Origin of the sequence: Actinocrinis puniceicyclus, from assembly GCF_018283645.1 — a bacterium.
GTDB lineage: Bacteria > Actinomycetota > Actinomycetes > Streptomycetales > Catenulisporaceae > Actinocrinis > Actinocrinis puniceicyclus.
This window is the reverse complement of the sequence record NZ_JAGSXH010000093.1, coordinates 1-23,998: the sequence shown is the minus strand read 5'-3', so window position 1 is coordinate 23,998 and position 23,998 is coordinate 1. Positions and strand designations below refer to the sequence as shown.

The 23,998-nt window shown below is 67.4% G+C and carries 24 protein-coding genes; 14 read left to right on the top strand and 10 right to left on the bottom strand.

Annotated elements, in window-relative coordinates; genetic code table 11:
* The 4 genes from KGA66_RS21530 to KGA66_RS21515 form a co-directional block, all read left to right on the top strand.
* Window positions 1-787, top strand: a 787-nt coding sequence (locus KGA66_RS21530; protein WP_211470001.1) for a type II secretion system F family protein, incomplete at its 5' end; no start/stop codon positions are given.
* A gap of 50 nt (window positions 788-837) precedes the next feature.
* The gene (locus KGA66_RS21525) at window positions 838-1,035 is read left to right on the top strand and encodes a hypothetical protein (protein ID WP_211470000.1); all 198 of its coding nucleotides are present in this window, start codon (window positions 838-840) and stop codon (window positions 1,033-1,035) included.
* A gap of 5 nt (window positions 1,036-1,040) precedes the next feature.
* On the top strand, window positions 1,041-1,502 hold the full coding sequence (locus KGA66_RS21520; RefSeq protein WP_211469999.1) for a TadE/TadG family type IV pilus assembly protein: 462 nt from the start codon (window positions 1,041-1,043) through the stop codon (window positions 1,500-1,502).
* Window positions 1,499-2,035: a TadE/TadG family type IV pilus assembly protein gene (locus KGA66_RS21515; RefSeq protein WP_211469998.1), complete on the top strand. Its 537-nt coding sequence runs from the start codon at window positions 1,499-1,501 to the stop codon at window positions 2,033-2,035. The genes KGA66_RS21520 and KGA66_RS21515 overlap by 4 nt, the downstream gene beginning before the upstream one ends.
* A gap of 53 nt (window positions 2,036-2,088) precedes the next feature.
* Here KGA66_RS21515 and KGA66_RS21510 read toward each other — a convergent pair whose 3' ends face one another.
* Window positions 2,089-2,925, bottom strand: coding sequence for a MerR family transcriptional regulator (locus KGA66_RS21510; RefSeq protein ID WP_211469997.1), 837 nt, complete (start codon window positions 2,923-2,925; stop codon window positions 2,089-2,091).
* Window positions 2,926-3,065: 140 nt separating this feature from the next.
* Between KGA66_RS21510 and KGA66_RS21505 the strand changes: the two genes are divergently transcribed.
* A complete protein-coding gene (locus KGA66_RS21505) occupies window positions 3,066-3,539 on the top strand; it encodes a hypothetical protein (protein ID WP_211469996.1) in 474 nt (157 codons plus the stop codon).
* Window position 3,540: 1 nt separating this feature from the next.
* Entirely contained in the window at window positions 3,541-6,366 is a 2,826-nt protein-coding gene (locus KGA66_RS21500) for a BTAD domain-containing putative transcriptional regulator (RefSeq protein WP_211469995.1), read from the top strand.
* A gap of 200 nt (window positions 6,367-6,566) precedes the next feature.
* Here the strand turns inward: KGA66_RS21500 and KGA66_RS21495 are convergent, their stop codons facing one another.
* The 3 genes from KGA66_RS21495 to KGA66_RS21485 form a co-directional block, all read right to left on the bottom strand.
* On the bottom strand, window positions 6,567-7,175 hold the full coding sequence (locus tag KGA66_RS21495; RefSeq protein WP_211469994.1) for a hypothetical protein: 609 nt from the start codon (window positions 7,173-7,175) through the stop codon (window positions 6,567-6,569).
* A gap of 217 nt (window positions 7,176-7,392) precedes the next feature.
* The gene (locus tag KGA66_RS21490; RefSeq protein ID WP_211469993.1) at window positions 7,393-8,670 is read right to left on the bottom strand and encodes a helix-turn-helix domain-containing protein; all 1,278 of its coding nucleotides are present in this window, start codon (window positions 8,668-8,670) and stop codon (window positions 7,393-7,395) included.
* Window positions 8,671-8,688: 18 nt separating this feature from the next.
* On the bottom strand, window positions 8,689-9,225 hold the full coding sequence (locus KGA66_RS21485; protein WP_211469992.1) for an ATP-binding protein: 537 nt from the start codon (window positions 9,223-9,225) through the stop codon (window positions 8,689-8,691).
* A gap of 116 nt (window positions 9,226-9,341) precedes the next feature.
* On the opposite strand from KGA66_RS21485, the gene KGA66_RS21480 reads away from it, so the two are divergent.
* Both KGA66_RS21480 and KGA66_RS21475 read left to right on the top strand, forming a co-directional pair.
* Window positions 9,342-10,148: a helix-turn-helix domain-containing protein gene (locus KGA66_RS21480; RefSeq protein ID WP_211469991.1), complete on the top strand. Its 807-nt coding sequence runs from the start codon at window positions 9,342-9,344 to the stop codon at window positions 10,146-10,148.
* A complete protein-coding gene (locus KGA66_RS21475) occupies window positions 10,145-10,357 on the top strand; it encodes a DUF397 domain-containing protein (RefSeq protein ID WP_211469990.1) in 213 nt (70 codons plus the stop codon). The genes KGA66_RS21480 and KGA66_RS21475 overlap by 4 nt, the downstream gene beginning before the upstream one ends.
* A 318-nt stretch (window positions 10,358-10,675) precedes the next feature.
* Here KGA66_RS21475 and KGA66_RS21470 read toward each other — a convergent pair whose 3' ends face one another.
* From KGA66_RS21470 to KGA66_RS21460, 3 genes are read right to left on the bottom strand one after another with little or no spacing between them, the layout of a single operon-like run.
* On the bottom strand, window positions 10,676-10,999 hold the full coding sequence (locus tag KGA66_RS21470; RefSeq protein ID WP_211469989.1) for a hypothetical protein: 324 nt from the start codon (window positions 10,997-10,999) through the stop codon (window positions 10,676-10,678).
* Window positions 10,996-11,601 (bottom strand): hypothetical protein, encoded by a 606-nt coding sequence (locus tag KGA66_RS21465; RefSeq protein WP_211469988.1) that lies wholly within the window; start codon window positions 11,599-11,601, stop codon window positions 10,996-10,998. The genes KGA66_RS21470 and KGA66_RS21465 overlap by 4 nt, the downstream gene beginning before the upstream one ends.
* A gap of 25 nt (window positions 11,602-11,626) precedes the next feature.
* Window positions 11,627-12,355, bottom strand: coding sequence for a WXG100 family type VII secretion target (locus KGA66_RS21460; RefSeq protein ID WP_211469987.1), 729 nt, complete (start codon window positions 12,353-12,355; stop codon window positions 11,627-11,629).
* 58 nt (window positions 12,356-12,413) lie between these two features.
* Between KGA66_RS21460 and KGA66_RS31155 the strand changes: the two genes are divergently transcribed.
* Window positions 12,414-12,545: a hypothetical protein gene (locus KGA66_RS31155; protein ID WP_281416735.1), complete on the top strand. Its 132-nt coding sequence runs from the start codon at window positions 12,414-12,416 to the stop codon at window positions 12,543-12,545.
* 280 nt (window positions 12,546-12,825) lie between these two features.
* Window positions 12,826-14,271, top strand: coding sequence for a DNA phosphorothioation-associated putative methyltransferase (locus KGA66_RS21455; RefSeq protein WP_211469986.1), 1,446 nt, complete (start codon window positions 12,826-12,828; stop codon window positions 14,269-14,271).
* Window positions 14,272-14,378: 107 nt separating this feature from the next.
* On the opposite strand, the gene KGA66_RS21450 is transcribed toward KGA66_RS21455, so the two are convergent.
* The 3 genes from KGA66_RS21450 to KGA66_RS21440 all read right to left on the bottom strand — a co-directional run bounded on the left by KGA66_RS21450 (window position 14,379) and on the right by KGA66_RS21440 (window position 18,611).
* A complete protein-coding gene (locus KGA66_RS21450; protein ID WP_211469985.1) occupies window positions 14,379-16,181 on the bottom strand; it encodes an ATP-binding protein in 1,803 nt (600 codons plus the stop codon).
* A 357-nt stretch (window positions 16,182-16,538) separates the two neighbouring features.
* On the bottom strand, window positions 16,539-17,075 hold the full coding sequence (locus tag KGA66_RS21445; RefSeq protein WP_211469984.1) for an ECF-type sigma factor: 537 nt from the start codon (window positions 17,073-17,075) through the stop codon (window positions 16,539-16,541).
* A gap of 405 nt (window positions 17,076-17,480) precedes the next feature.
* Window positions 17,481-18,611, bottom strand: a complete 1,131-nt coding sequence (locus tag KGA66_RS21440) for an aminotransferase class V-fold PLP-dependent enzyme (protein ID WP_211469983.1) — start codon at window positions 18,609-18,611, stop codon at window positions 17,481-17,483.
* Between the two features lie 208 nt (window positions 18,612-18,819).
* Between KGA66_RS21440 and dndB the strand changes: the two genes are divergently transcribed.
* The 4 genes from dndB to dndE are packed head-to-tail and all read left to right on the top strand — an operon-like array spanning window position 18,820 to window position 23,964.
* Window positions 18,820-19,917 carry a DNA sulfur modification protein DndB gene (gene dndB / locus KGA66_RS21435; protein ID WP_211469982.1) on the top strand — a complete coding sequence of 366 codons (1,098 nt, stop codon included), beginning with the start codon at window positions 18,820-18,822 and terminating at the stop codon, window positions 19,915-19,917.
* Window positions 19,918-19,934: 17 nt separating this feature from the next.
* Window positions 19,935-21,494: a DNA phosphorothioation system sulfurtransferase DndC gene (gene dndC / locus KGA66_RS21430; RefSeq protein ID WP_438822070.1), complete on the top strand. Its 1,560-nt coding sequence runs from the start codon at window positions 19,935-19,937 to the stop codon at window positions 21,492-21,494.
* On the top strand, window positions 21,491-23,527 hold the full coding sequence (gene dndD, locus KGA66_RS21425; RefSeq protein WP_211469980.1) for a DNA sulfur modification protein DndD: 2,037 nt from the start codon (window positions 21,491-21,493) through the stop codon (window positions 23,525-23,527). Before dndC ends, dndD begins: the two co-directional genes overlap by 4 nt.
* Window positions 23,524-23,964, top strand: a complete 441-nt coding sequence (gene dndE / locus KGA66_RS21420) for a DNA sulfur modification protein DndE (RefSeq protein ID WP_211469979.1) — start codon at window positions 23,524-23,526, stop codon at window positions 23,962-23,964. The genes dndD and dndE overlap by 4 nt, the downstream gene beginning before the upstream one ends.
* Window positions 23,965-23,998 lie beyond the last annotated feature (34 nt).

Here is a 23,998-nt window from a genome sequence, read left to right as displayed (position 1 = left end):
AGAGACAGGCCGCCAGCCCCGACCACCGCGCCCGAAGCCCACAGGCATCACCGAGGCCACCGGCCGCCACGCCGTCAGCGTCCTGACCTCACTCGGGCTGCCGTCCGTGAAGACTCGCGCGAACCTGCGGATCCTGCAACGCGACGCCGACAAACACCTCGCTCAGCAAGCCGGACTTGTCCTGGCAGGTCTCTTACTCGTTCCCCTGCTCGCGCTCGGCTTGGCCGTTGCCGGCCTACACCTTGCACTGTTGCTGGTCGCCGTGGGCGCATTACTGGCCGCCGTCGGCGGGTTCCTGACCCCCGACCGGCTCGCCGCCACCGAGGCCGCGAAACTCAGGGACGAGCTGCGCTACGCCGTCTCCGCGTTCCTCGACCTGGCCGCCACCATGCTCGCCGCGGGCGCAGGACTCGAACAAGCACTCACCGAAGCCGCCCGTGCCGGAACCGGTCCCGGACACACCAGGCTGCGTGCCGCCCTAGCCGCCGCCCACACCACCCGCACCCCCGTCTGGGACGCCCTGCACCAGCTCGGCAAGGCCACCGGCGTCGCCGAACTAACCGAACTGGCCGCCTCCGCCTCCCTCGCCGGCACCGAAGGCGCCAAGATCCGCGCCACCCTCGCGGCCAAAGCCGCCGCCGTGCGCAACCGGCTGCTCTCCGCCGCCGAAGCCGAGGCCGCCTCCGCGACCGAACGCATGGGCCTACCCACCGTCCTCCTGATGACCGGGTTCTTAATCTTCACGGGCTATCCCGCGATCAGCGCAGTCCTCGCGGGACTCGGATGACCCTCATCCCGACCGCTCACGCTCCGCGACCCGCAAGGAAGGACCCGCCGATGCTTCCCCTGATCACGCACCTCACCGCCACCCTGCACACCGCCCGCACTCGCTGGCGCACCGCCCGAAGCGCTCCCGAACGCGGCGACATGCCCGACCAGATCGTCTGGATCGCGCTGCTGGTCATCCTCGCGATCACCGTGGTCGGCATCATCACCGCCAAGGTCATCGCTAAAGCCAACGGCATCGGAATGTAGACGCCATGCGAACCCCGGCAGCGGTCCTGCGCCACCGCAGCAAGCGGGAGCGCGGCAGCGCCCTGGCCGAATCCGCCATCGTCATGGGTCTGCTCGCCCTGCTGGTCTTCGGCGTCATCCAGTACGCCCTCGACGAACACGCCGAACAAGCCGCCCAGTCCGCCGCTTCCCTCGCCCTGGCCACCGCTCGCGCCCAAAACGGCACCGCCGGCCAAGGCCAAACCGCCGCGCAACAGCTGCTGACCAGCCTGACCGGCGCCATCCACGACACCAGCGTCACCGTGGACCGCACCGCCTCCGAGGTCACGGTCCACGTCACCGGACACGTCGACACCCTGCTCGGCCTGACCCAGACCATCACCGCGAGCGCCGCCGGCCCGGTCGAACGCTTCGAACCCGATGCTCTCGGTCTCGGGCAGCCTGACACACGGCACCCTGACGTTGCCCGTCACGGAATCCGGACATGACCATCCAGCCGCCGACCCGGCCACGCCCGCCGACTAACTTGCCTCCCAGGCCGCGCACCCACCTTCTCCGGCAGCGCGGTTCGGCGACCACGGAACTGGTCCTGCTCACCCCGCTGTTGATCCTGCTGGTGCTCTTCCTGGCCGGCCTCGGGCGCCTGGCCCACGCCCACGCATTGGTCGCCGACGCCGCCGCGCAAGCCGCCCGCGCCGCCACCCTGCACTACCTCAGCCCCGCACAAGCCACCGCGTCGGCGGCGCAGACCGCGACCGACGCCCTCGCCAACGCCGGACTTGCCTGTGCCTCCCAGAACACCAGAGTCGATACCGTGAACGACCGCCCCGGCGGCAGCATCACCGTCACACTGTCCTGCCGCGTGGACCTGAGCACCATGACCGCCGCCGGATTCCCCGGCAGCGAAACCCTCACCGCGTCTTTCACCGCGACCATCGACCCCTACGTGCCCGTCCCGACTGGGTTCGCACATTCCGACTCGACGATCGCAGGCAACGTCAGTAGCGGCGGCGCACGATGAATACTCCCAGGCACCGCACGCCGCCACCCGTCCTGCCCTGCTGTCGCAGGTGCTCAGCGCACCGGGACCACCAGGTCGCAGTCCGGCCCGCTGCCGCCATTGGCCGCACCGCCGAGGTACATCACGCGGAAGCCACCCACCGGCCGCAGGTGCTGCTCACGAACCCACGCCAGCAGGCGTTCACCGGCCAGCGCAGCCCGCGCCGCCCCCAGCTGCGCCGCGGGCCCCTGATGCGTGTACGCCTCCTGATGCGCCGGATCCGTACGCAGCGTCAGCCCGGGAAAACGCGCGGCCAGCTCCTGCGCCTGCTCCTCGGGCACCGGCCAGCACCACTCGATCGGCCCGTCACTGTCCTGATTGACCTCCCCGTAGTAGATGACGAACGGCGCACCCGCCGCCCCCGACCCGGGCCGCACCCCCGCCTCACGGAACGTCCCGATGAACTCCTTACCCACCGCCATCAGCCCATCGCGGTGCACATGCTGCATCTGACACAGCAGCTTGCGGGCCGGAAGCTCACGCAACGCCACCTCCACCATGCTCTCCACCACACTGCCGCCTCCGCTCAAGCGGTCCACGAGCAAGCCGGCCAATTGCTGGCGGGCGGCGTTCTCGACCTGCACGCCCGACCACCACTCGCTGATGCGCCCAGCACGCTCGGCATCCTCCAGCGGCAGGATCGGCCCGATCAGCGCCAGCGGCATGCCCAGCTGTCGCAACGCGGCAATGAGCCTGGCCGCCTCCAGTTGCCCGACCGCGTACCACCGATACCCGCTGGTCACATCGATACGCGCCGCAGGCAACAACCCCGACTGGTCGTACAGCCGCAGCGCCTTGGGCGAGAGGCATGCCAGGCGCGCGAACTCGCCGATGCTCACCAGTTCCACCACACCACCGACTTCCTCGATGCGAGCACCGTGCCCGCACACCACTACGGTGCGCCCTGCCCCAAGGACAAGGTCAACACCACAGCGAGCTCTCGCCCCACCACGCAGAAACTCCCTGCGGCGCCCGATCGGAAATCCGAACCATGAGACCCCTCCCGCACGCGCCCTGCGCGGTCGCGCGCCACCGCCCGCGCGCACCAGAAGGCGAACGTGGCTCGGTCACCGCGTTCGTCATCGTCATGGCCGCCGCGTTCATCGCCGGCGCCGGTCTGGTCATCGACGGCGGACTGGCGCTGGCCGGCAAGACCACCGCACTGGACGAGGCACAGCAGGCCGCCCGCACCGCCGCCACCAACCTCGCCCGCCAGCCGCTGCGCGACGGACAGATCGTGCTCGACCCCGCACCCGCGCTCGCGGACGCACAGGCGTACATCACCGCCACCGGCGACAACGGCACCGTCACCCTCGACGGCACCCTCATCCACGCCCACATCGTCCACCGCCAGCCCACCAGAATCCTCGCGCTGTTCGGACTGGCACAGATCACCGTGTCCGCGAACGCCACGGCGCAGGTCGAAGCAGGCGTATCGCAGAGCACCGATATTGGAGGTCCATGACATGGTCCGCCGCCGCTCGTATGACTCTGATGTGCTCTGGGACGTGGTCATCCAGCCGGTGCTGCTGGTGGGTCTGCCGGTCGCGCTGTGGGTTCTGACCGGCAGCCCGATCCCGTCCCGGCTGCCCAGCTGGCTGGATCTGCAGCTGTGGTGGGCAGGGGTGCAGATGTATCCGCCGCAGGCGCTGGACATCGTGCCCCGCGTCGTGGTGGACGCGCTGTGGCTCGGCTGGGCCTGGTACGCGGCCTGGTTCGCTCTCGGCATGGCATGGGCGCTGCTCCGTTTGCCCAGCGTCGTCATGCCCCACCTCCTGCTGCACCTGACCCCGCGCACCGCCGTTCAGGCGATCACCGCCGGTGCCGTCGCAGCAACCCCGGTAGTTCACGCGTCCCCGGCGCACGCGACTGCAAGCACGGCCCAACTGCCAGCGAACCTCGACGGGCGAATCCACATCACGACCGCGCCTCCTGCGAGCGCTCCGGCACACGGCCACCGACCGATCCTCCCTGCCAAAAGCGCGCTAGCGGACACGCACACCGCGATCCACCGCGTGCAGCAGGGTGACACGCTGTGGGATCTCGCCAGCCACTACTACGGCGACGGCGAGCAGTGGCACCGCATCTACGCTGCCAATGCGGGCCACACCCAACCCGACGGGGACAGGCTCACGAACCCTGATTTGATTCGCACCGGATGGCACCTCGCCATCCCCGGCGCTGCGGTGCGCCCCACCGACGCGACAGCCACCGCTCACAATCCGCCGACGAACGCGACGCCTGAGACACCGACGCCCTTGACGCCCGGCGCCGCTGCCCAGCCGCACGCGACCGCTCCGACCGCCCCGACCGCCCCGACCGCGGGAAACCACGCCATCGGCCATGCGGCAGGGTCCAAGACGGCCGACTCCCGTTCCGCGCCCCGTGCACCGCACAGCGTCGGCTGGCACATCCCGCGCGGCGGGTACATCGGCTTCACGCTGCTCGCCGCGATCGCCGCCTCCGTCGCCCTGTTGCGCACCCGGCACCGCCGCCATCCCGGTTCCCCGGCTCTGTCCATCCCCGACGCTGTCACTGCACTCGCTGCCGTACACAGCGCCGCCCTCGCCGCCAACGCGTGCGGCTACGACCCGCAGGAACATCCCGGCCAACTGCCGCCTCCGCTACCCACCGCCAACCGCGGCGCGCGCATCCTGGGCACCGCCGGCGATCAGCGCCACGAGATTCCGCTCGAAGCAGCAGGCCTGCGCGGCCTGCTGTACTACAGCGGTCCGGGCGCCGAGGACGCGGCACGCGCGCTGATCATCAGTATCCTGTCGTCCACGGACCTCGCCCACGGCCTCGGCACGCGCACCGTGCTGATCGACCGCGGCCTGGCGCAGGAACTGCTCAGCACCGGTGGCGAGGAGCCGCTGCCGGGCTGGCTGTCCGTGGCCGATACGCCGGAGGCGGCGGTCGAACAGTTCCGTGCCGCCGCCCACCGCCGCGCAACCGGCCAATCCAGCCAATCCGGCGACGATCGAAACTCCAGCGGTAGGCGAAATCCGGACACCACGCTGGTCCTGCGGGCCTGTCCGGAGCTCGACGAGCCCGTCGTCGAGGCGTGCATACTCGCGCCGACCGGCTTGGACGCCGTTCTGCTGGGCCGACCCGAGACCACGCACCCAGCCCACCAACGGGCTGTGACGACGATCAGCCTCGACGAAGACGGCGCCGTCCAGAACGTGACCGGCCCGCACAGCCCCGATATCGAGCACATGACCGTTCATATGCTCCCGCGCGACCTGGCCGCCGACCTCTACCGCGTTCTGCGCGCCGCACGCACCCCCTATCCGCCGCAGGCCGACGACGACCACGCCGGTTCCGACGCCGGCACGCCTCAGCACGCTGCCACAGCTGTGGCCGCAGCCGCGATGCGGCCGGCAGCCCCACCCGAGGCAAGTCTCAACACGGTGCCCGACGCGCTGCCCGAGCCCGACGCAAGCACCGACCGTGCCGCTCGCACCGCCCCACAACGGGAGGACGGACCCGCGCAGCAGCCAGCACCCATGGACCCGCTGACGCTGACGCGTACGCCGCTGCTGCTGCGCCTGCTCGGCCCGATCGACGTCCTCGGTCCCCGAGGCAACACCGCGCCCACCGGCGAGAAGCTCCACATGCTCCTCACGCTGCTCGCCCTGCACCCGGCGGGCCACAACGCCCAGCACCTGGCGAACATCGGCTGGGCCGAGATCCGCGAAGAGGAACAGCGCCGCCGCGCGGCCTACACGACGATCAGCCGCGCCCGAGCCCCGTTCCACACCGCGCACGGAACCGACCCGCACGAACCCGGCAAGTACATCGTCAAAGACCGCGGCGTCTTCCGCCTCGACCCCGACCAGATCACCACCGACCTCGCCCTGTTCGAACGATTCACCCACGAGGCCGAGCACGCGGTCGACACGGCCGAACGACGTGACCTGCTCGCTCGCGCCGCAGCCCTCTACCGAGGCCCGCTCGCCGACGGCGTCGCCGACGACAACCGGGACTGGCTCACCGACGCGCGCTTCGAACTCTGCGAACGTGTAGTGCACCTCCGCCTGGAACTCGCCGATCTGACTGCCGACGACGACGCCGAGACCGCCATCGCGCACCTGGCCGCCGCAACCGCCCTGGCCCCCGACGACGAGGAGACCACGAGTCGCGCCATCCGCCTCTACCGCCAGCTCGGCCGCCCCGATCTGGCCCGCGCCGCCTACCAACAGCTCGTCGCAGCGCTGCGCGAGCTGGGTGAGCAGCCCTCTGACGACTATGCGCGATTGTCCGCCGTCCCCGAGTCTGCGGCGGCCTAGGGATGTTCTGGCCCGCGATGGCCTCGAACGACTGGCACTGGATTCGGTTCGACGCTGAAGGTAGCGCCATATGTGGCCAGCGCGCTGGCGATCGGACGCGGTAGACGTTTCCGGCCCGTCGGGCAGCCGGATCGGGACGCCGACATCGCGTAGCCGCGGCGAGCGGTGGAGTTGCGTCGGCATGGTCAACGTCGAAGAACTCAGCGACGTCCCGCTGCTATCCGGTCCCGTCGTCCGCTGCTCCAGCTTGGAGTGCAATTCCGGAGTACATGCGCGGCCAGCACGTCCAGCGGGACGACCGTGGTGGCGGTGACAGCCGCGTAGACCCAGACAAAGCCGAGGCCGGGGGCCGGTAGAGCCGCGAGAATGCCCAGCGTGGTGGCCATGAGCGCCGCAGGCACGCTACTGAACCACACGCACCACGACTCGTCCGGATTCTCCTGCTCGCATCCATCGGCAGGGCTGTCGGCGCAACCGCCCTGTACGGCCCACCGATGCAGGCAGCGGGCGCTGATCAGCGCCTGAACGCTCACCACTCGCGGGTCGCCGTCGCCGCACACGCACGTGCCGAGGGGACGTCGCCGATACTCGTGCCACTGCATACAGCCGCGGACTAACAACCACATCGGCCAGAGCACCGCGAGCACCGCGACGCGTGCCGAGCGGCGCACCGTGCCACCCAACGCGCCATAGCGGGCGCACGGCCAGCGTGCCAGGGTCCGAGCGACGAGCCAGGCCATCACCAAGACTCCAAGCAGGTAGAGCGGAACGCTCACGCACGCGACGAGGGCAAGCGGCAGCCGGATCATCCGTCAGCCGCCCAGCGGCGAAAGCTCTCACGGCGCGAGGAACCACGCCCCAGGCCCTTCGCTATCAGCCCGTATCCGCTAGTGCCCGTCATCTCTGGGACTGTCTCGTAGGTGCTGTGGCGTGGTGCGGGGACTGAAATAGTCATGGCCTACGTGTCTGCTCTATCGCGAAATTCAGGGCTCTGCGTCACGGCTCAGCGCCGTCGGAGCGCCACCCCTACCCCGATCGTTGAGTAGTCCCCGACACGCCTGTAACCAGTCGGGCCAACTCCCGGCCCGTCCGGTCCAACGGCTGCGGCAGCAGCCGCACCAACTGGTGAAGTCGGCGTTTGGCGGCAGTGACCTCCAGCGCATCGGCCAGTTCGACCGCGTCGGTGGCGAGCTGCATCGCCCGCTCGGTGCCAGTGAGGTACGCGAATGCGTAGGCTGCTTCTGCGAGAATGATCGCGCGTGTCTTGGTCTGGTTGCTGCTGAGCAGAGCAACGGCTTTCGTGGCGGCCTCAAGAGCGCCGTCGTGGTTGCCGATGCGAGTATTGACATCGGCCGTGAGTGCCCATAGATATGCCCGGTCAACGAAGCGCAGCCACGGCGGTGTCTCGTCGTTCGGTGCAGGCATCGGTCCGATGTCCAGTGCCCACTCCTGAACCAGTTTCAGGCTCGCCTCTGCTGAGCAGACATCGCCGAGCCTCGCTACGGCCTGGGCGGCGCGGGCGTTCATCCACGCCTGCGCGCGTGGCTCCTCTCCTGCGTGTTCGGTGGCGGTGTGGACCAGTTGCCAGGCGGCGTTGTAGTTGCCGCGCTCCATCGCCGCGTAAGACATGTGCGTCAGCACGCAGGCGAGCAGCGGACCGTTCGCTGTGGCGCGGGCGGCCGCCATCGCTGCGTCCCAGTAGCCATGCGCCCCCGTTGCGTCTCCGCAGTCGAGCGCCAGCCACCCCGCAAGGGTTGCAGCCTGTCCTGCGTGGGCGATCAGCCGCTCGCGTAGCTCACTGCCTTCAGCACCGCGCAGCAAGCCCGCAAGGTCATCGAACTGGCCGCGCACCGTGGGCAACAGCACTCGGGCCGGCGTGTGCTGTTCGAGGTCGAAGAGTTGAACCACGGTTGTCTGGACGACAGCGACCGTTGCGGCGCTGGCCTGTGCCGGCGCGGACAACGCAAAGCGGAAGTGACCGCTCGGGTTCGCTTCCGGACTGCCGTTGTACCCGCCGCGCGATGCGGACTCGCTCGCCGGGAGGCTCCATTCGTCCTTGAAGCCGAGCCTCCCATACGGCGTGCGCGTTGCCGCTTGTAGCGCACGCCGGTAGTGGGGGCGGCAGGTGGTGAAGGCCCCGGACTCCCAACACTGGACGAGGCGTTTGGTGCAGTTGTTCGGCTCGCCGAGGTCGTCACCTGCCTTACGGACGAGTGCGGCGAACTCGGATTGGCTGAGATGCAGCGCAGCGCGCACGGCACGCAGAGCGTGGTTGGGCTGGCGGTGAGCGCGGGGAACGGCCATGACGGGAGAGATCACTTTCTAGGGCATGGTCGGCAGGGACAACGTGGCGGCAGCTGCGCTTCGGCAGTCATCGCCGGGAAGGGCCGCGTCGGATAGACGGTCGGGCGGATGCGCGTGCGTCGCGGTGAGCGCAGCCCAAACGACCTTGCCGCCGGACTTCGGGAAGTACACGCCCCAGCGCTCGCTCACGACGTGGACGATGTGCAGGCCGCGGCCATGCTCCGCTCCGTCTCGTTGGCCCTGGAGGACGGGTGGTTCGGTACTGGGATCCCAGACCTCTACGAGCAGCAGCCGATCGCGGACGCCGAGTTGGACACGAATGACTGGCACTCGTGCCAGCGCGGCGTAGTCAGGGTGCGGGTCGGTGTTACCGGTGCTGCGCACGGCGTTGGTCACCAATTCCGACGCGACGAGCACGGCGTCATCGCGGATACTCACCAGCTGCCATGCGCGAACGGTCTGCTGCACGAACGCGCGCGCGCAGCCCACGGCCGTGAGCACGGCGGCGAACTGTTGCGAGCGCAGGAGGGGCTCACGCGACGCTTCGGTGTACATCAAGTCACTACCTCACGAACATCGACGGCGTGACCTAAGCTTGCGGTCGCTCGGCTACTCAGAGCGATAGGGCGCAGCTCAACAGGTATCGTTGTTGCATCGGGAGGGAGATCGGTATGGCAGCACCGCTCGAACTTGATCCCTCGTCATCCGCGTTGGCCTACTTCGGCAGCGAGTTGCGTCGGTACCGATCGGCCGCCGGACTCAGTCAGCAACGGCTCGGTGAGATGGTCAACTACACCGGGGCACTGATCGGCATGATCGAGACGGCGAAACGGATGCCCTCGCGGGACTTCGCCGAACGTTGCGACGAGGTGCTCGGTACCGACGGCGCACTCGGCCGATTGTGGCCGCTGGTGAACCGGAGCAACTTCCCGAGCTGGTTCCGCGAGTACGTGGAACTGGAGGCCACCGCTACCAGCATCCGATATTTCGAGCCACAGAACATCCCCGGCCTACTCCAGACAGAGGACTATGCTCGTGCCCTGATGGAGGCCTGCTGGTCGGACTCGATTGACCGGCGGGTTGCGGCCCGGCTGGAGCGACAACGGCTGCTCGAACACGCCACGCCGCAACTCTGGGCCATCGTGGACGAGGCAGTCGTGCGTCGGCCAGTCGGCGGCCGAGACGTGATGCGTGCGCAACTGAAACGACTGCTCGAACTGATGGCCTCGCGGCGTATCGTGCTTCAGGTGCTGCCCTACGACGTTGGCGCGCACGCGTGCTCAGACGGGGCCATGACTGTACTGGGCTTCAACGACGGGCCGGATCTGGTCTACGTCGAAGTGCACGGCAGCGGACACTTGATCGAGCAAGCGGAGGCTGTCCAGTCTGCCCAGTATCGATACGATCTGGCACGCGCGAGTGCGTTGTCCCCGGAAGCATCAGCGGCGAAGATTGAGGCAGTGATGGAGGAACTATGAATCATGAAACTGACTCGACTGGCCTCATATGGCGCAAGTCCTCTCGCAGCGGCGGCCAAGGCGGCAACTGCGTGGAAGTAGCCGAGTTGCCTGATGGCGGGACGGTGGTCCGAGACTCCAAGGACCCCGATGGACCAGTGCTGCGCTTCACGGCGGCGGAGTGGACTGCCTTCGTGGCCGGGGTACGGGACGGGGAGTTCGGGGGGTAGGAAAACCCGGTCGGGCTCGTACCGATTGTCGGCTTGATGAACGGCAATGGCCTGGGCCTGAGGCGCGTACAAGTCGGTAGCGTCGGCGCGCGCCGCAACCCGCTGACCCTCCTTGCCAGCGCCCTTCCACCCTGAGCAGCCCACCGGCCCGGCGGAACTGAACCAGTGAACCGTTGCTCTCCGCGATCGAGTTGCTAATCTTGACCGCGCTGCGTTTCTCCGAACCTACTGAGAGCAGCCGCCAGCCGCCAGCCGCCCGGCCCCGGCGCCTCTTCGCCCAGCCCGACCTGGCGCGAGCAGGCCCCTGACGCGCGGCGCTTACCGGTCGTCGTCCGGTGCGACCAAGGCGAGGTAGACGCCCTCCTCGTCCGGCTCGAACGCCGTCTGCTCCAGCAACACCGAAGCGTCCACCGTGTCATCGACCTCTTCGTTGGTGGGCCACCGAAGCCGTACGATCCTGGCCTTGCCCTCAGCAAGAAGCAGCGACGCGGTGGACTGGGCCAGGGCCCTGGCCTGCTGCTCGGGCAGCTGGTAATCGGAGCCGCGCAGCAGCCACAGCAACTCGTAGACACCGAGACTATCGGCTTCCAGGTGGTCGAGAGCTTCCTGCCACAGCCACTCGGCGGCGGTCGCGTCGCTCACGGCGTGCCTCCCAGCGTCGGGTTTCCCTCCAACGGGACCTTGGTCGTGATGCCGTTCTGGCACACTTCAGCATAGGGTCCATGGGTCAGCGGATCGGGCCGGTTGCCCGCCGCGTACCCCGGCATGGTGCGCAACTGGCGGCCGAAGTTGCCCGGATCGCGGAACACCTTCCCGCCGCCGCTCTTGGACTCGGCGGCCACCCAGTGCCCCGGGACGCCCCGCTCGATCTTTTCGGCGCTCAACCCACGTAGCGACTGCGGATCGAACGCTCCGGGATCTCGTATCCCGGGCAGCTCGGGACCAGTGCCCTTGAGCGGCGCCAGATCGCGTATCTGCCCGCCCGGGTCGAGCACCTGAGAGAACTGGCGGCGCAGCGTCGAGCGCGTCGCTGCCTGTGCCTGCTTCTCCGCCGCGCTGGTCGTCTTGGCCGCGTCCGTACGACCGAGGTGCTCGGCGACCTCGAGCAGTTTGCGGGCCTGCTCCTCGTCGGCCTGGGTCACGCGCTTGACGACATCCTCAGTGCGCTTGCCCGCCTCCCGGTACATGTTCTCGATCGCTTTGCCGGCATCCCGGCTCAGCGACTGCTCGATCCGCTCGGCCATCTGTTCCAGTGCAGCGACGATGGGGTTAGCCACTGAAGCTCACCCCAGCGATCGCCGCCCCGAACGTACGGGCGTGCCCGGCGACCTCGTCCGCGTGGCCCTGCAGCCGCTGCGCGTGGCCGAGCAGGTCGCCCGGCAGGACCCCGAACCCAGAGCCGACCGCACCGCCCGCCGAGGAGCCGAGCGCCGATGCCGCGCCCTCGAACACCAGACCGCCGACCGCGCGCTGCACGACCTGTTCCAGAGGCGCGACCGCCTTGGAGATCACCTCGCCCAGGATGTGCTGCTCCAACTGATTGACCAGAGCATTGATCAGCTTCTTCGCGCCCTCGACGATCAGCGCCTCGGCCGCCTCCGCCGCGCCGAGCGTGACCACCGCCGCAGCCTGGTCAGCGACGAATGAGGCCGCCAGCGCACCCAGTTCCCCGAGCGCCGCGAGCTTCGCCGCCACGATCGCATCGGCCGCCACGTCCACCGCAGTAGCCACCGTGTGGCAGGCATCCACGAGCTCGCGCATGTGATCGTTCGACATGCGCGCCCAACTCGCCACCAGCTGCTCATACGAGGAACCCTGATACGCGGCGCTCATCTGCCGGATCGTGGATGAGGCAGCCTGGTGCGTGCCGTCGATGCTCTCCGCGAAGGTGCGCACGTGCTGCGCGAACACGCGTACCTGGTCCTCGTCCACATTCGGCCACGGCACGCCGATCAGGTTGAGGAACCACGCCACCTCGCCCGGCAGCTCGATGCCCACGTCAGCCACCCCCGGGCCCCACTATCGCAATATTCGATGATATTCTAGCGTTTCAGAGATGGGTACGCAGTGTCTAAAGCTCAAGACCACCGCAGCCGTCGACCGACCTCTACACCGCGCACACCTGGTACTCGCCAGCGGCGACCACCGCCTGGCCCGGGCCATGGCCGGCAAGGGGGTGGCCCGTTGAGTTGACTACACACCGGGGACTGCACGCCCGTCCACCCAGACTTTGGTAGCCACCCATCTGAACTTCCGGTGTCCACTAGGCCCCACATCACACGGCTGCCCAACTCGAGATCTTCATGGCCGTCGATACGTGCGGACCAACTCGACCTTCTGCCGCTGGAACTTCCGGCGGATATCGTCCCGAAGCACTCAGTTATCCGCCACACTGGGTCAACTTCCGCTTACCGGAACGCGTCACGCCGCCACGCGCGCTAACCCGCCGGCCAGAAGGGAGCAGGACCATGCCCGAGTGGAGCAGCGACAGGCGCCTGACCGCGATCGCCCGCAACACGTTGTCCGTACCGGTCCGCCAAGCTCTGCTCGACCAGCAGCTGACGCCGGGCGCGCGGGCCCTCGACTACGGGTGTGGACGCGGTGACGATGTGCGTGCCCTGCGGCATATGCGCTTCGACATCGAAGGCTGGGATCCCTTCTACACCCCCGATACCGTGCTTCGTCCCTCTCAGGTAGTGCTGCTCACCTACGTCCTCAACGTCGTAGAGGACCCTGCCGAGCGGCGCAGGACCCTGGAACACGCGTGGAGCCTGACGACCGGCGTCCTGGTCGTCTCCACCCGCCTGGCCTGGGAGCGCACCCGGGTGAGAGGCGAGGCACTCAGCGACGGCGTCCTGACTTCGCACAAGACCTTCCAGCACCTCTACGGCACGGGGGAACTGCGGGACTTCGTACGCGAGACAACTGGAGCACGATGCGTATCTGCGGCGCCTGGCATCGTCTACGCCTTCCGTAACGAACACGACCACCTCACCTTCCTGGCCAGGCGCATCATCCCCGACAGCGGATGGCTGGAATCCAAGGATGCTGCCACCGCCCTAGCGGCTATCGTCGAACGCCTCGAACAGCGCGGACGCTTGCCCCGCTTGGAGGAATTGCCCGGCGACCTTGCCGCGCACCTCGCCCATCTCGGCTCAAGCGAGTTGCGGCGACTCGCCGAGAAGGCTGCGGACCCCGCCAAGATCAAGGCTGGCGCACGCCGCAGCACCTTGAACACACTGCTCTTCCTGGGCGTCGAATTGTTCAACGGCCGAGGCCCGCTCGTGAACCTGCCGCTCGCCGTCCAAGCGGACATCCGCGCGTTCTTTACCTCGTACAAGGAAGCCTGCCGCCGGGCCGACCGGCTGTTGTTCAAGCTGCGTGACGACACCTATCTGCGCGCCGCAATGAACGGCTCGCCCGTCGGTAAGCTCACCCCGACCGCGCTCTATGTTCACCGTCGCGCGGTCGACCAGCTCCCTGTTGTCCTGCTGCTCTATGAACACTGCGCCGCGATTGCCGCTGGCCGCCCCGGCACGTGGGATCTGATCAAGTTGCACCACCAGGGCCGCGCGGTGAGCTATCTGGGCTATCCAGAGTTCGACACCGACCCGCACCCCCGCCTTGCCTCGTCCTATGTCGTCGATTTGAAGACACTCGAGGCGTCCTACTTCTCTTATGCAGCTAGGGCCAACCGCCCACTGCTTCACCGTAAGCACGAGTTCCTCAGCCCGGACGACCCTGTCGCCGACCGCTACCGACGCCTCACCGCAGCGGAAGTCAGGGCAGGGCTTTATGAGAACCCGAGCCTGATCGGTACGGAACAGGGATGGGAACGCGAACTGGAGCGTTGCGGCCGACAGTTGCGCGGCCACCGGCTCGTGCGCCGCACAGAGCCGACCGCCCGGGCGTGATGGAGTTCCCATCACGCCCAGGGCGGGTTCCATATGATCAGTTGGGGTTTCGTCGGCCCGATCTAGGGCTGCCGCGCACCGGTGGGCGACCCCGTGATAGCGCTAGCCTAGTCGAGTACGTCTTTGATCTTCGACATGAACTTATCGGTGAAGTTGCCCCACCACTGGCGCAGTTCACCGTATGTGTCGTTGGGCTGCTCGTTCATGGACTCCGCCTTCGCGTACGCAACCAGCAGGAGCGTGACCGCCTCGACCGCCCGGCGCGCTACCGCCGCCGGATCCGCGTCCTTGGTAACCGCGCCTTCTCGGGCCAGGGCGGTCAGGGGTGCGTACATCTCCCGGTAGAAGCGGTGCCGGGTGTTGAGCCGGATGATCGTCTGCTTGCTCGTGTGCATGATCTCGAACAGGTTGGTGCCCGGGAAGTCGACCGACTCGAGGACGAAGGGGTACTGCTTGACCTTCTTGACGTACGCCTTCTTCTCTTCTGAAGTCGTCTTGCCCACGTCAGTGGCCAGGTCCTCCAGCGCCTCGTCGGCTTCCTTCTCGGAGGTTTCGGTGGCCACTCGGCTCTTGGGCATGGTCACGTTCGCGGCAGCCAGAGCCTTGTTGATCTCAGCGTGCTCAGCGCCGCTTTCCCCTGTGTTCCGGGAGGCTTCGCCCCACCACTCCTGGACCTCCTTACGAGCCTCAGGGATCCACTGTTGGAGGACGGCTCGTAGCGCGACTCGGAAGTCGTCTGAGGGTTCGGCGCCGCGCTTGACGTTACGCACCCCCATCATCGAGTCCAACTCCGGAGTGAAGTGCACCTCGATCCCGATGAAGCGATCTCGGTCCTCAACTGCAGATCCGAAGATCTTGGGAACGTTGGCGTAGGAGATTTCGCGGCCGAGTCGCATGAAGCTGATCTGGCCCAGGTTGTCAGGCACCCGCAGCCTTCTCGCAAGATCGTCTCCGCCCAATCCACGGCGGCGCCGCACCTCTCGTGGGGCGAGAGTGACGATCACGCGGACCTTGCTCCCGGCAACCGTAACGGGTCCGTCGAAGAAGACCTGAGGCGCGAAGTGGCGAAGCTGCAGCTTGGCTGAGGGCTGCCTGGCCGCCGGGTCGGGTTCCTCTGACAGCACGTGGTCCGCCCAGGTGCCTTCTCGCACGTAGGTCGGGTCGTGGGCGAGTAGTGCGTTCTCGTTGACGGAGATCGTGATACCCCCACAGATGAACTCGCGGAAGATTCGTGCGAGTTCCTTCTCGATCTCCTGGCGCAGGTTGCCTGGGGCGTGCGTGCCGGTGCCGTCGGCGAGCCGGTCGATATTGGACCACACGACCACTGTTCCCGAGCCGGTCGGAAACACGTCGCCCAGATCGTCTGGGAGAGCTTCGTTGTCGGGCGGCGCGATCACCACGGGTTGTCCGCTGTACTCCATGTCCAGTGCTACGTCAAGGTCGAAGGAGACATGCCGGATGTCGGCGTTGCCCCGGGTGCGGGTCCACACGTCGACCTTCTTGCCGAAATTGAGCGCGGCGAGCTTCGCCCCGACACCGAACTTACCGATGGTGGTCGTCGACCCATAGCGCGTCGAGAAGCCCAACTGGAGGTAGCGGTGCAGGACAGCGTCGTCCATGCCGTCTCCGTCGTCGACCACGACGATGCGGTCGACGGCCTTGCGCTTGCCTCGGATTGTGATCTCGCGCAGCAGCAAACGGATGTGGTTTGCATTCGCCTCGATGCTGTTGTCGATCACTTCACCGAGCGCCGCGGCGATCGTGTAGCCGGAGTCGCGCAGGCTGAGCAGCGCCTGACCGGCCAGCATGATCGGGATCGGCTCGGCGTCCGGCGCGTCGGCGTCTAGGCGCACGATGGGCTGGGCGGTGAAGGGGTTGTCGAGGGCAGAGGAGCGGTTGTCGTCGTTCACAGTGATCTCCGGAGTGTGAAGCGGGGGTTCGAATTGGTGATGCGTGAGCTGAACTCTTGTAGGTCCGGGTAAGGTCGCTGCGAGCTCAGGCCGTGATTCGCAAGTCAGGGGCGGCGCGCCGCCGAGGTGGATACCTCACGCTCGCGTTACGCGACCGACGGCGCCGCTGGTACGGCGCCTGGTCGGTCGCGAGCGCGTGCGTGTGTGGCGCGAGGAGTCAGCGAGGCTTGGCGCGGCTGATGTGGCGCCCCTTCATACGTTGTGCGTGCGATCGCTGCGGCAAAGCCGCGAGGCACTGCGCCGTACGTGCTTAGGGAGGACGGGCGAAAGGAGCACGGTCCGTGGGCGATGCGTCGTTCACTCGGGGACCGTGAGGATCACGCGCGCATGTGCGCGCAGTGCCCGCCAGCACCGCTCGACGGTACTGATGGATACCTGTGTCTGGGCTGCGGTCTCCGCCGCGGTCATGCCGTCGAGCAGTGCGTCGAAGCACGCCTGACCGTGCGCTCCGAGCCCCAGAGCCGCGGTGCGCAACTCCCGGAGCATCTCGGCTGCGATCGCATGGTCCTCAGGGGTTTCCCAATCCACGCGGTCCGCCTGGACGGTGCCGACGTCATTGCGCCATGTCACACGCCGACGGGCCGCGTCCGCCAACGGGCGCTGAGCTGCCGCCAACTGCGCGTTCTGAGCAGCCCGGATCGCGGTGAAGCGGGCATTGCGCAAAACATTGCGCCTCAGATAAGCGACGGACTGCGCTTGGCGGCCCTCATTCAGAGTCAGATCGAGCGCGGCTTCGTATGCCTCGCGATCCTCGGGTCCGATCCGGTTGCCCGCCAGATCCGTATAAAGGCCGCGCATCGTCTCGATGCGCACGTCGGTGAAAAAGCCGGCCACTACAAGCCGCCTTCCTGGGTGCCCGGCAGTGCGCCGAACCCCATTTAGTTGTGCCTGTTCACTCTTTGGCCCAAGCCGCCATTCGGTCAGCCCCGGCAAGAACAGGAGACTTCAGTCTAGGAGTCGAAGCGACGATTCGCCATCGAGCTCCCGTTGGTGGTCACTCAGCGGTGGTTCATTGCCGCGAACGCCTCATAGGAGATGGCACCGGCGATAGCCTTAGCCCTTCATGAGCTGTTGGGCGGGCACGCCGAACACGATCACGGACACGCGGGCTGGGCCCCGCGCAACCTGACCTGGGCGAACAGACGATCTTGACCCCAGGCTTCCGCTTTCCCCAACGCCGATGGCCGCCATGGGTGTCGACGGCGCGGCGAGTCCGGCGGTCAGCGCGTCAAGACCGACCTAGACCAGTGCGCGCACGCGGGCGACGGCATCAGCCCAGTCGGCAGGTGGGGTCAGGTGGGACCAGGACAGACGCAGAGCGCCGAGGATCTGCTCCTCGGGTACGTCCATGGCGGCCAGGACATGGCTGGGTTCGTATGACGCCGAGGTGCAGGCGGAGCCGTTGGACACTTCGATCAGCCCGCGCCAGGCGACCATGACGGCCTCGGAGTCGAGGCCGGGCAGAGAGATGTTCAGGACGTGCGGCAGGCAGTAGTCCTGGTCGCCGTGTACGAGCGGGCTCAGTGGGGCAAGTCCGGCGAGGACTTCGTCGCGATAGGCCTGACATGCTGCCAGGCGCTCGGGGTGTTCCTTGTCAGCGAGTTCGGCGGCGAGGGCAAAGCCGGCGATCAGGGGGACGGGCAGGGTGCCGGGGCGCAGGCCGCGTTCCTGTCCGCCGCCGACGGTCAGGGGTGTGAGCGGGGGGCGGCGGTAGCCGCGGCGGCGGGCGATCAGTGCGCCAACGCCCTTGGGGCCGAAGACCTTGTGTGCGGACAGGGAGATTAGGTCAACGCGGTGGTCGCGCAGCGGCTCATTCTTCTTGCCGTAGGTCTGGGCGGCGTCGACGTGCAGGTAGGCGTCGTGCCCGCCCAAACCTTCGCTGATCTGCTCGAGGGGCTGGATGACGCCAGTCTCGTTATTGGCGGCCATCACGGAGACCAGGAGGGTATCGGCGCGCACAGCAGCTAGGACGTCTTCGGCGGCGACGCGCCCGCTGACTCCAAGGCGGATCAACTCGACCTCGAACCCTGAGTCGGCCAGGCGCTGGAGCGGCTCGAGTACGGCCTTGTGTTCGATGGCGGTGGACACGATATGACGGCGGCCAGTGCGCTGGCCCTCGGGGCCAAGCCCGAGTAAGGCGATGTTGTCGGCTTCGGTGGCGCCGGAGGTGAAGATGACCTCGTCGTCGCGCGCGTCGAGCGTCGCGGCGATCGTGGCCCGAGCCTGATTGACGACGCGGGCGGCGTTTTGACCGTGCTCGTGTGTGCGGCTGCCGGCGTTGCCGTATTCCTCGAGGAAGTGGTGCATGATCTCGTCCGCGACGCGCTTGTCCACCGGTGTAGTGGCGTTGTGGTCCAGATAGATCGTCATACCGCTCCCTCGCCGCCGTTCCTGTCATACCCCGCCGGTACGGTCACGGTATGGGGTTAACGAACACCGTCTCCCGAGCGTGTCGGTTGACGATTCTTACGTCAACAAATAACGTAACACCGTGCCAGATACGTCAACAAGAATGCCACGCAAACGTCAAATCCCGGACGCGGAGGCACCTGAGGAAGACGTTCCCGCCGTCACGGGGATGGCGACCTACGAGTACGCTTTCCCGGCGATTCGCGGTGTTCAGGCCGGGCGTGTCTTTTTTGTGTCGATGTGTCCGCTCAAGCTCCTGCCGAAGCTCTTCGTCTGGGTCGACGATGATCTTCCGGTGGAGCTGCGTGCACAGCGTACCTTGAACAAGGGGCGCGTCCCGGAGATGGTCCGCTATATCGAGGACAATCCAACCTCGTACACGTTCTCGGCGATCACAGCGTCCGTGGATGCCCAGGTGACCTTCTCGCCCTACGGCGGGGCCGAACACGGGGCGGTCAACGGGGTGCTGCGGGTGCCGATGGACGGGCGCTTCATCATCAACGACGGGCAACACCGGCGCGCCGCGATCGAGCAGGTGCTCAAGTCGAACCCCGCGCTGGGCGACGAGACCATAGCGGTGGTGTTCTTCATCGACAAGGGACTAGACCGCTGCCAGCAGATGTTCGCGGACCTCAACCGGCACGCCGTGCGCGCCTCCAAGTCCCTGGGGGTGCTCTACGATCATCGCGATCCGCTGGCCGCCGTCACCCGCGAGGTCGTCTCCAAGTCGCCGGTGTTCCGCACATTCGTTGAGATGGAGGCCACCTCGCTGCCAAAGGCATCGCGTCGGCTGTTCACGCTCTCCGCGATCCACGGCGCGCACGAGGAGCTGTTCAAGGGGGTGGGCACGTTGGATCACGCGCGTATGACTGAGCTCGCCTTGGCGTTCTGGGAGCGTATCGACAGCCAGTTTCCGGAGTGGCGGGAAGTGCGCCACCGTCAGATGCGTTCCCCCGACGTGCGCAGCGACTTCATCCACTCCCACGGCATTGTGCTCACCGCTCTGGGCCGCATCGGCAACAGACTGCTACGCGAGAACCCCGATCCTGCCAGTTGGGCCATAGATATTGACAAGCTCGGCTCGTTGGACTGGTCCCGGACCAACTCACGCTTGTGGGAGGGACGCGCGATCGTCGGCGGGCGCGTCAGCAAGGCCACCTCAAACGTCATGCTGACCACTGCCGCGATCCGCGCGCACCTGGGCATGGCGCTCGAACCCGACGAGCAACGAGCCGAAGACGCCTATCGCAAGGAGCGGCGCACGTGAACACACTCCTGCCTGTGATTCCCACGCCCACCCGGCGGGCCAAGCCGTTCGGCGAGGTCGGGCTGGGCGACACCGTGCGCACCGTAGTCGCGGAGATCGCGCAGTTGTATCAGGCTGACGCGATCCCCTGGGTGGTCGGGTACTCCGGGGGCAAGGACTCCACCGCCACTCTGCAACTAGTGTGGCAGGCTTTGGTGTCCTTGCCACCCGAAGAGCGCACCAAGCCAGTCCATGTGATCTCCACCGACACGATGGTGGAGAACCCGGTGGTGGCGGCGTGGGTGAACCGCAGTCTTGAGGTGATGCGGGCGAAGGCCGAGAAGCTCAGGCTGCCGCTCACGCCGCACAAGCTGACCCCGGAGATCACCGACACGTTCTGGGTCAATCTGATCGGCAAGGGCTATCCCGCGCCGCGCCCGAAGTTCCGCTGGTGCACCGAGCGCCTGAAGATCAATCCGTCGAACTCGTTCATCCGCCGGATGGTACGTCAGCACGGTGAGGCGATCCTGGTGCTGGGCACCCGCAAGGCGGAATCTGCGGCGCGCTCGAAGGTGATGACCGCGCTGGAAGCCAAGCGGGTACGCGAGCGCCTCTCACCGAACGCGAAACTGCCCAACTCCCTGGTCTACTCCCCGATCGAGGCGTGGAGCTCGGACGAGGTGTGGATGTACCTGATGCAGTTCTCCAACCCGTGGGGGTACTCCAACAAGGACCTGCTGACCATGTACCAGGGCGCCAGCGCGGACTCCGAGTGTCCGCTGGTAGTGGACACCTCCACCCCCAGCTGCGGAGACAGTCGGTTCGGCTGCTGGACGTGCACCCTGGTCGAGCAGGACAAGTCCATGACCGCAATGATCACCAATGACGCGGAGAAGGAGTGGATGCTCCCGCTGCTGGACCTGCGCAACGCCCTGGATGTGGCCGACGACCGTCCGCTGCGCGACTTCCGCCGCATGAACGGCTCGGTCCAGCTCTTCCACGACCGCCCCATCCCTGGCCCCTACACGCAGAAGGCGCGCACCGACTGGCTTCGCCAACTGCTCGCGGCACAGGAGCACGTCCGGTTCGCAGGGCCACCCGAGGTCAGCAGTATCGAGCTGATCAGCCTGGCGGAGCTTGAGGAGATCCGCCGGATCTGGGTGATAGACAAGCACGAGTTCGAAGATGTGCTGCCAAAGGTCTACAAGGAAATCACCGGGCGCGAGTATCCGGGCCGCCCGCTGGATGAGGCGCTGCCGTTGGGCGCGGTAGAGATCGAGCTGCTCGCCGAGATCTGCGGCGAGGACCGGCTGCACTTCGAAACCGTGCGCAACCTGCTGGACATCGAGCGGCGTCACCGCAACCAGCTGCGCCGCGCCAAGTTGTTCCCGGATCTTGAGAAGGCGATCACCCGAGGGTTCTACGCAGACGAGGACGACGCCATCGCCTACGCCCACCGGCGCCGTGACCTGACCGCGGCGAATAGCAGCGGAGTCTCCCCGCAGGAGATCGCCAGCGGGTACGTCCAACCCGTCGCGGACCGTGACGACGCCCTGACACTGTTCGACACCCACGACCTTGAACCAGGCACCCGATGATTTTCGATGAGCTGGTCCTGACCGATGTGGGCCCGTTCAAAGGCACGCAGCGTATCCCGCTGGCCCCTCGCTCCCCCGAGCGTCCGGTGGTGCTGTTCGGCGGCCTAAACGGGGCGGGCAAGACCACCGTGCTCGAGGCGCTGCTGCTCGCCCTCTACGGCGGGCACACCCCTGGAAGCGCGCGCCGGGCGCGCACGTATGACAGTTACCTGCGGCACCTGATCAACCATGACGTGGACCAGAATCAAGGCGCTCGTGTTGAGCTGGCGTTTCGCGCGGTGCACGACGGGGCATGGCGCTCCTTTCGTATCCTGCGCAGCTGGTCGAGCGGACCGGATCGTATCCGCGAGACGGTGACTGTGTTGCGCGACGGGATGCCGGATACCGTGCTGACCGAGGGGTGGGCCGAGTACGTCGAGACCCTCGCCCCGCGCGGGGTGGCGAACCTGTTCTTCTTCGACGGCGAGCAGATCGAAGCGTTTGCCGACCTGGAAGTCGCTGGGGAACTGGTGCGAACCGCGATCGGCGGGCTGCTCGGGCTGGATCTGGTCGATCGGCTCCAGGAAGATCTCTCGGTCCTTGAGCGGCGCAAGCGCCAGGAGGCCGCCACCGGCGAGGCAGAGACCGAGTTCCTGCGCTCGCAACAAGGCCTGCTGGCGCGCACTAAGCGCGCCGAAGAAGACGCCCGGCACGTCCTGGACGAAGCCGACGCCGCGTACTTGCAAGCTAAGCGCGCGGCGGACAAGGCCACGGAGCAACTCACGCGGGAAGGCGGCCAGCGCTATCAGGCCAGCGAAGAATTGCGCGACCGCCTGCGGGAGGCAGCGGCCAAGAGGAGCGCAGAGCACAAGGCCCTGATCGATGCGCTCGCTGGGATCGGACCACTCCTGCTGGTTGGTCCCCTGCTCGAGCGCGTTCTGACGCAGGGTGCCGCGGAACAACGCCAGGCCGATAACCAGAATCTCGCCGCGCTGCTCGCCGACCGCGACACGCAACTGCTCGATCTGCTGCGCGGGCAGCGGGCCACAGCCAACGTCCAGCAAGCTGTCGCCGAGTTCTTGACCCAGGACGTCGAGCACCGCAAGTGCGGCGACGGGGTGCCCGATCTTCTAGGCACCAATCCGCAGCTCCTCGCGTTCGGCGAGCGGCTTGCTGCCGGAGACCTGGCCGAGGAGCGCGCCCACCTCAAGGCGTGCGTGGAGAACCTGGCCGCGGCGCAGAGTGCGCTGGATGACGCGGAGCGCGCGGTCGCCGCGATCCCGGCGCACGACGCGGTTGCGGAGACCCTCCACGCTCACCAAGAGGCCACCGTCGTCTTGGCTCACGCACAGACCAGCTTGGAGTCGGCGCGACGCGACCTGCAAGAGGCGACTACCAACCGCCAGCGTGCGGAGCGCAGCGTCGAGAATGAGCTGAAAGAGGCCAACAAGACACTGCTGGAATCCGAGGAGGCACTGCGGATCGTCCAGCACGCCGCCCGCACCCGTGAGACGCTCGCCAAGCTGCGGGCCGCCGCCACCGAGCGGCATGTCCAGCGCATCCAGGCGCTCGTCCTGGATTCTCTACGGTCCCTGATGCGCAAGGACAATCTGATCAGCGAGGTCAAGATCGACCCGGTGACCTGTGCGGTGGAATTGCTCACCCACAATGGCCGGCTGGTGCGCCCGCGCAGCCTGTCCGCCGGGGAACGCCAGCTGCTGGCGGTCTCTCTGCTGGCCGGGCTCGCTCGCGCTTCGGGGCGGATGCTGCCAGTGGTCATCGACACCCCTCTCGGCCGTCTGGATCAGGACCACCGCAAACGGTTGATTCAACGGTATCTGCCGCACGCCAGCCACCAGGTAATCGTGCTGTCCACCGACACGGAGATCACCCCTCAGGTGCTGGGTAAGCTCGGCGGCTCGATCAGCCACATGATCAAGCTGGAGCATGATCCGTCCCTGCGCACAACGCTGGTCACCGAGGGCTACTTCGAAGCTCAGCCCGCGGACCCGGACTACGAGGACGACGACCAGGACGAGGAGACGCAGCGGTGAGCACTCGCAGCACGAAGTCAGCGAAGACCACCCCGCTGGCTAGCGTGGTCCCGCCGCCGGAGATGGTGCGCCTGGGCTCGGACGTGCGCGACAACCTCACCACGCTCAAACGGCGCACTGGCATCGTCAACTCCAACGTGCTGTGCCGGTGGGCGCTGTGCCGGTCGCTGGCCGAGCCGAGCGCGCCGACCAGTCCCCCTGCGCAGGACACCGCGGTGGAAATCGCGTGGAAGGTGTTCAGCGGCGCCGGCGGGGACCTGTACTGGTGGCTGCTGAAGATGCACTGCCACCAGCTCGGGATGCCCCTGGACGAAGGCACGCTGCAAGGCCAGTTGCGCTGGCACATCGCGCGCGGCGCCTCGTACCTGGTCGGGGACAAGGAGATGCGCGACGCGACCAGCCTGGCGAACCTGGTGGTCCTGGCGGACGCGCAGTGAGCGATACGGCGGCGGGGCGCGGCACCATCGGTGC

Excerpts from the sequence above, each read along its gene's own strand:
- KGA66_RS21525 (WP_211470000.1), top strand. The coding sequence starts at position 838 with ATGCTTCCCCTGATCACGCACCTCACCGCCACCCTGCACACCGCCCGC.
- KGA66_RS21520 (WP_211469999.1), top strand. The coding sequence starts at position 1,041 with ATGCGAACCCCGGCAGCGGTCCTGCGCCACCGCAGCAAGCGGGAGCGC.
- KGA66_RS21515 (WP_211469998.1), top strand. The coding sequence starts at position 1,499 with ATGACCATCCAGCCGCCGACCCGGCCACGCCCGCCGACTAACTTGCCT.
- KGA66_RS21505 (WP_211469996.1), top strand. The coding sequence starts at position 3,066 with ATGAGACCCCTCCCGCACGCGCCCTGCGCGGTCGCGCGCCACCGCCCG.
- KGA66_RS21500 (WP_211469995.1), top strand. The coding sequence starts at position 3,541 with ATGGTCCGCCGCCGCTCGTATGACTCTGATGTGCTCTGGGACGTGGTC.
- KGA66_RS21495 (WP_211469994.1), bottom strand. The coding sequence starts at position 7,175 with ATGATCCGGCTGCCGCTTGCCCTCGTCGCGTGCGTGAGCGTTCCGCTC.
- KGA66_RS21490 (WP_211469993.1), bottom strand. The coding sequence starts at position 8,670 with ATGGCCGTTCCCCGCGCTCACCGCCAGCCCAACCACGCTCTGCGTGCC.
- KGA66_RS21485 (WP_211469992.1), bottom strand. The coding sequence starts at position 9,225 with ATGTACACCGAAGCGTCGCGTGAGCCCCTCCTGCGCTCGCAACAGTTC.
- KGA66_RS21480 (WP_211469991.1), top strand. The coding sequence starts at position 9,342 with ATGGCAGCACCGCTCGAACTTGATCCCTCGTCATCCGCGTTGGCCTAC.
- KGA66_RS21475 (WP_211469990.1), top strand. The coding sequence starts at position 10,145 with ATGAATCATGAAACTGACTCGACTGGCCTCATATGGCGCAAGTCCTCT.
- KGA66_RS21465 (WP_211469988.1), bottom strand. The coding sequence starts at position 11,601 with ATGGCCGAGCGGATCGAGCAGTCGCTGAGCCGGGATGCCGGCAAAGCG.
- KGA66_RS31155 (WP_281416735.1), top strand. The coding sequence starts at position 12,414 with ATGGGTACGCAGTGTCTAAAGCTCAAGACCACCGCAGCCGTCGACCGA.
- KGA66_RS21455 (WP_211469986.1), top strand. The coding sequence starts at position 12,826 with ATGCCCGAGTGGAGCAGCGACAGGCGCCTGACCGCGATCGCCCGCAAC.
- KGA66_RS21440 (WP_211469983.1), bottom strand. The coding sequence starts at position 18,611 with ATGACGATCTATCTGGACCACAACGCCACTACACCGGTGGACAAGCGC.
- dndB (WP_211469982.1), top strand. The coding sequence starts at position 18,820 with ATGGCGACCTACGAGTACGCTTTCCCGGCGATTCGCGGTGTTCAGGCC.
- dndD (WP_211469980.1), top strand. The coding sequence starts at position 21,491 with ATGATTTTCGATGAGCTGGTCCTGACCGATGTGGGCCCGTTCAAAGGC.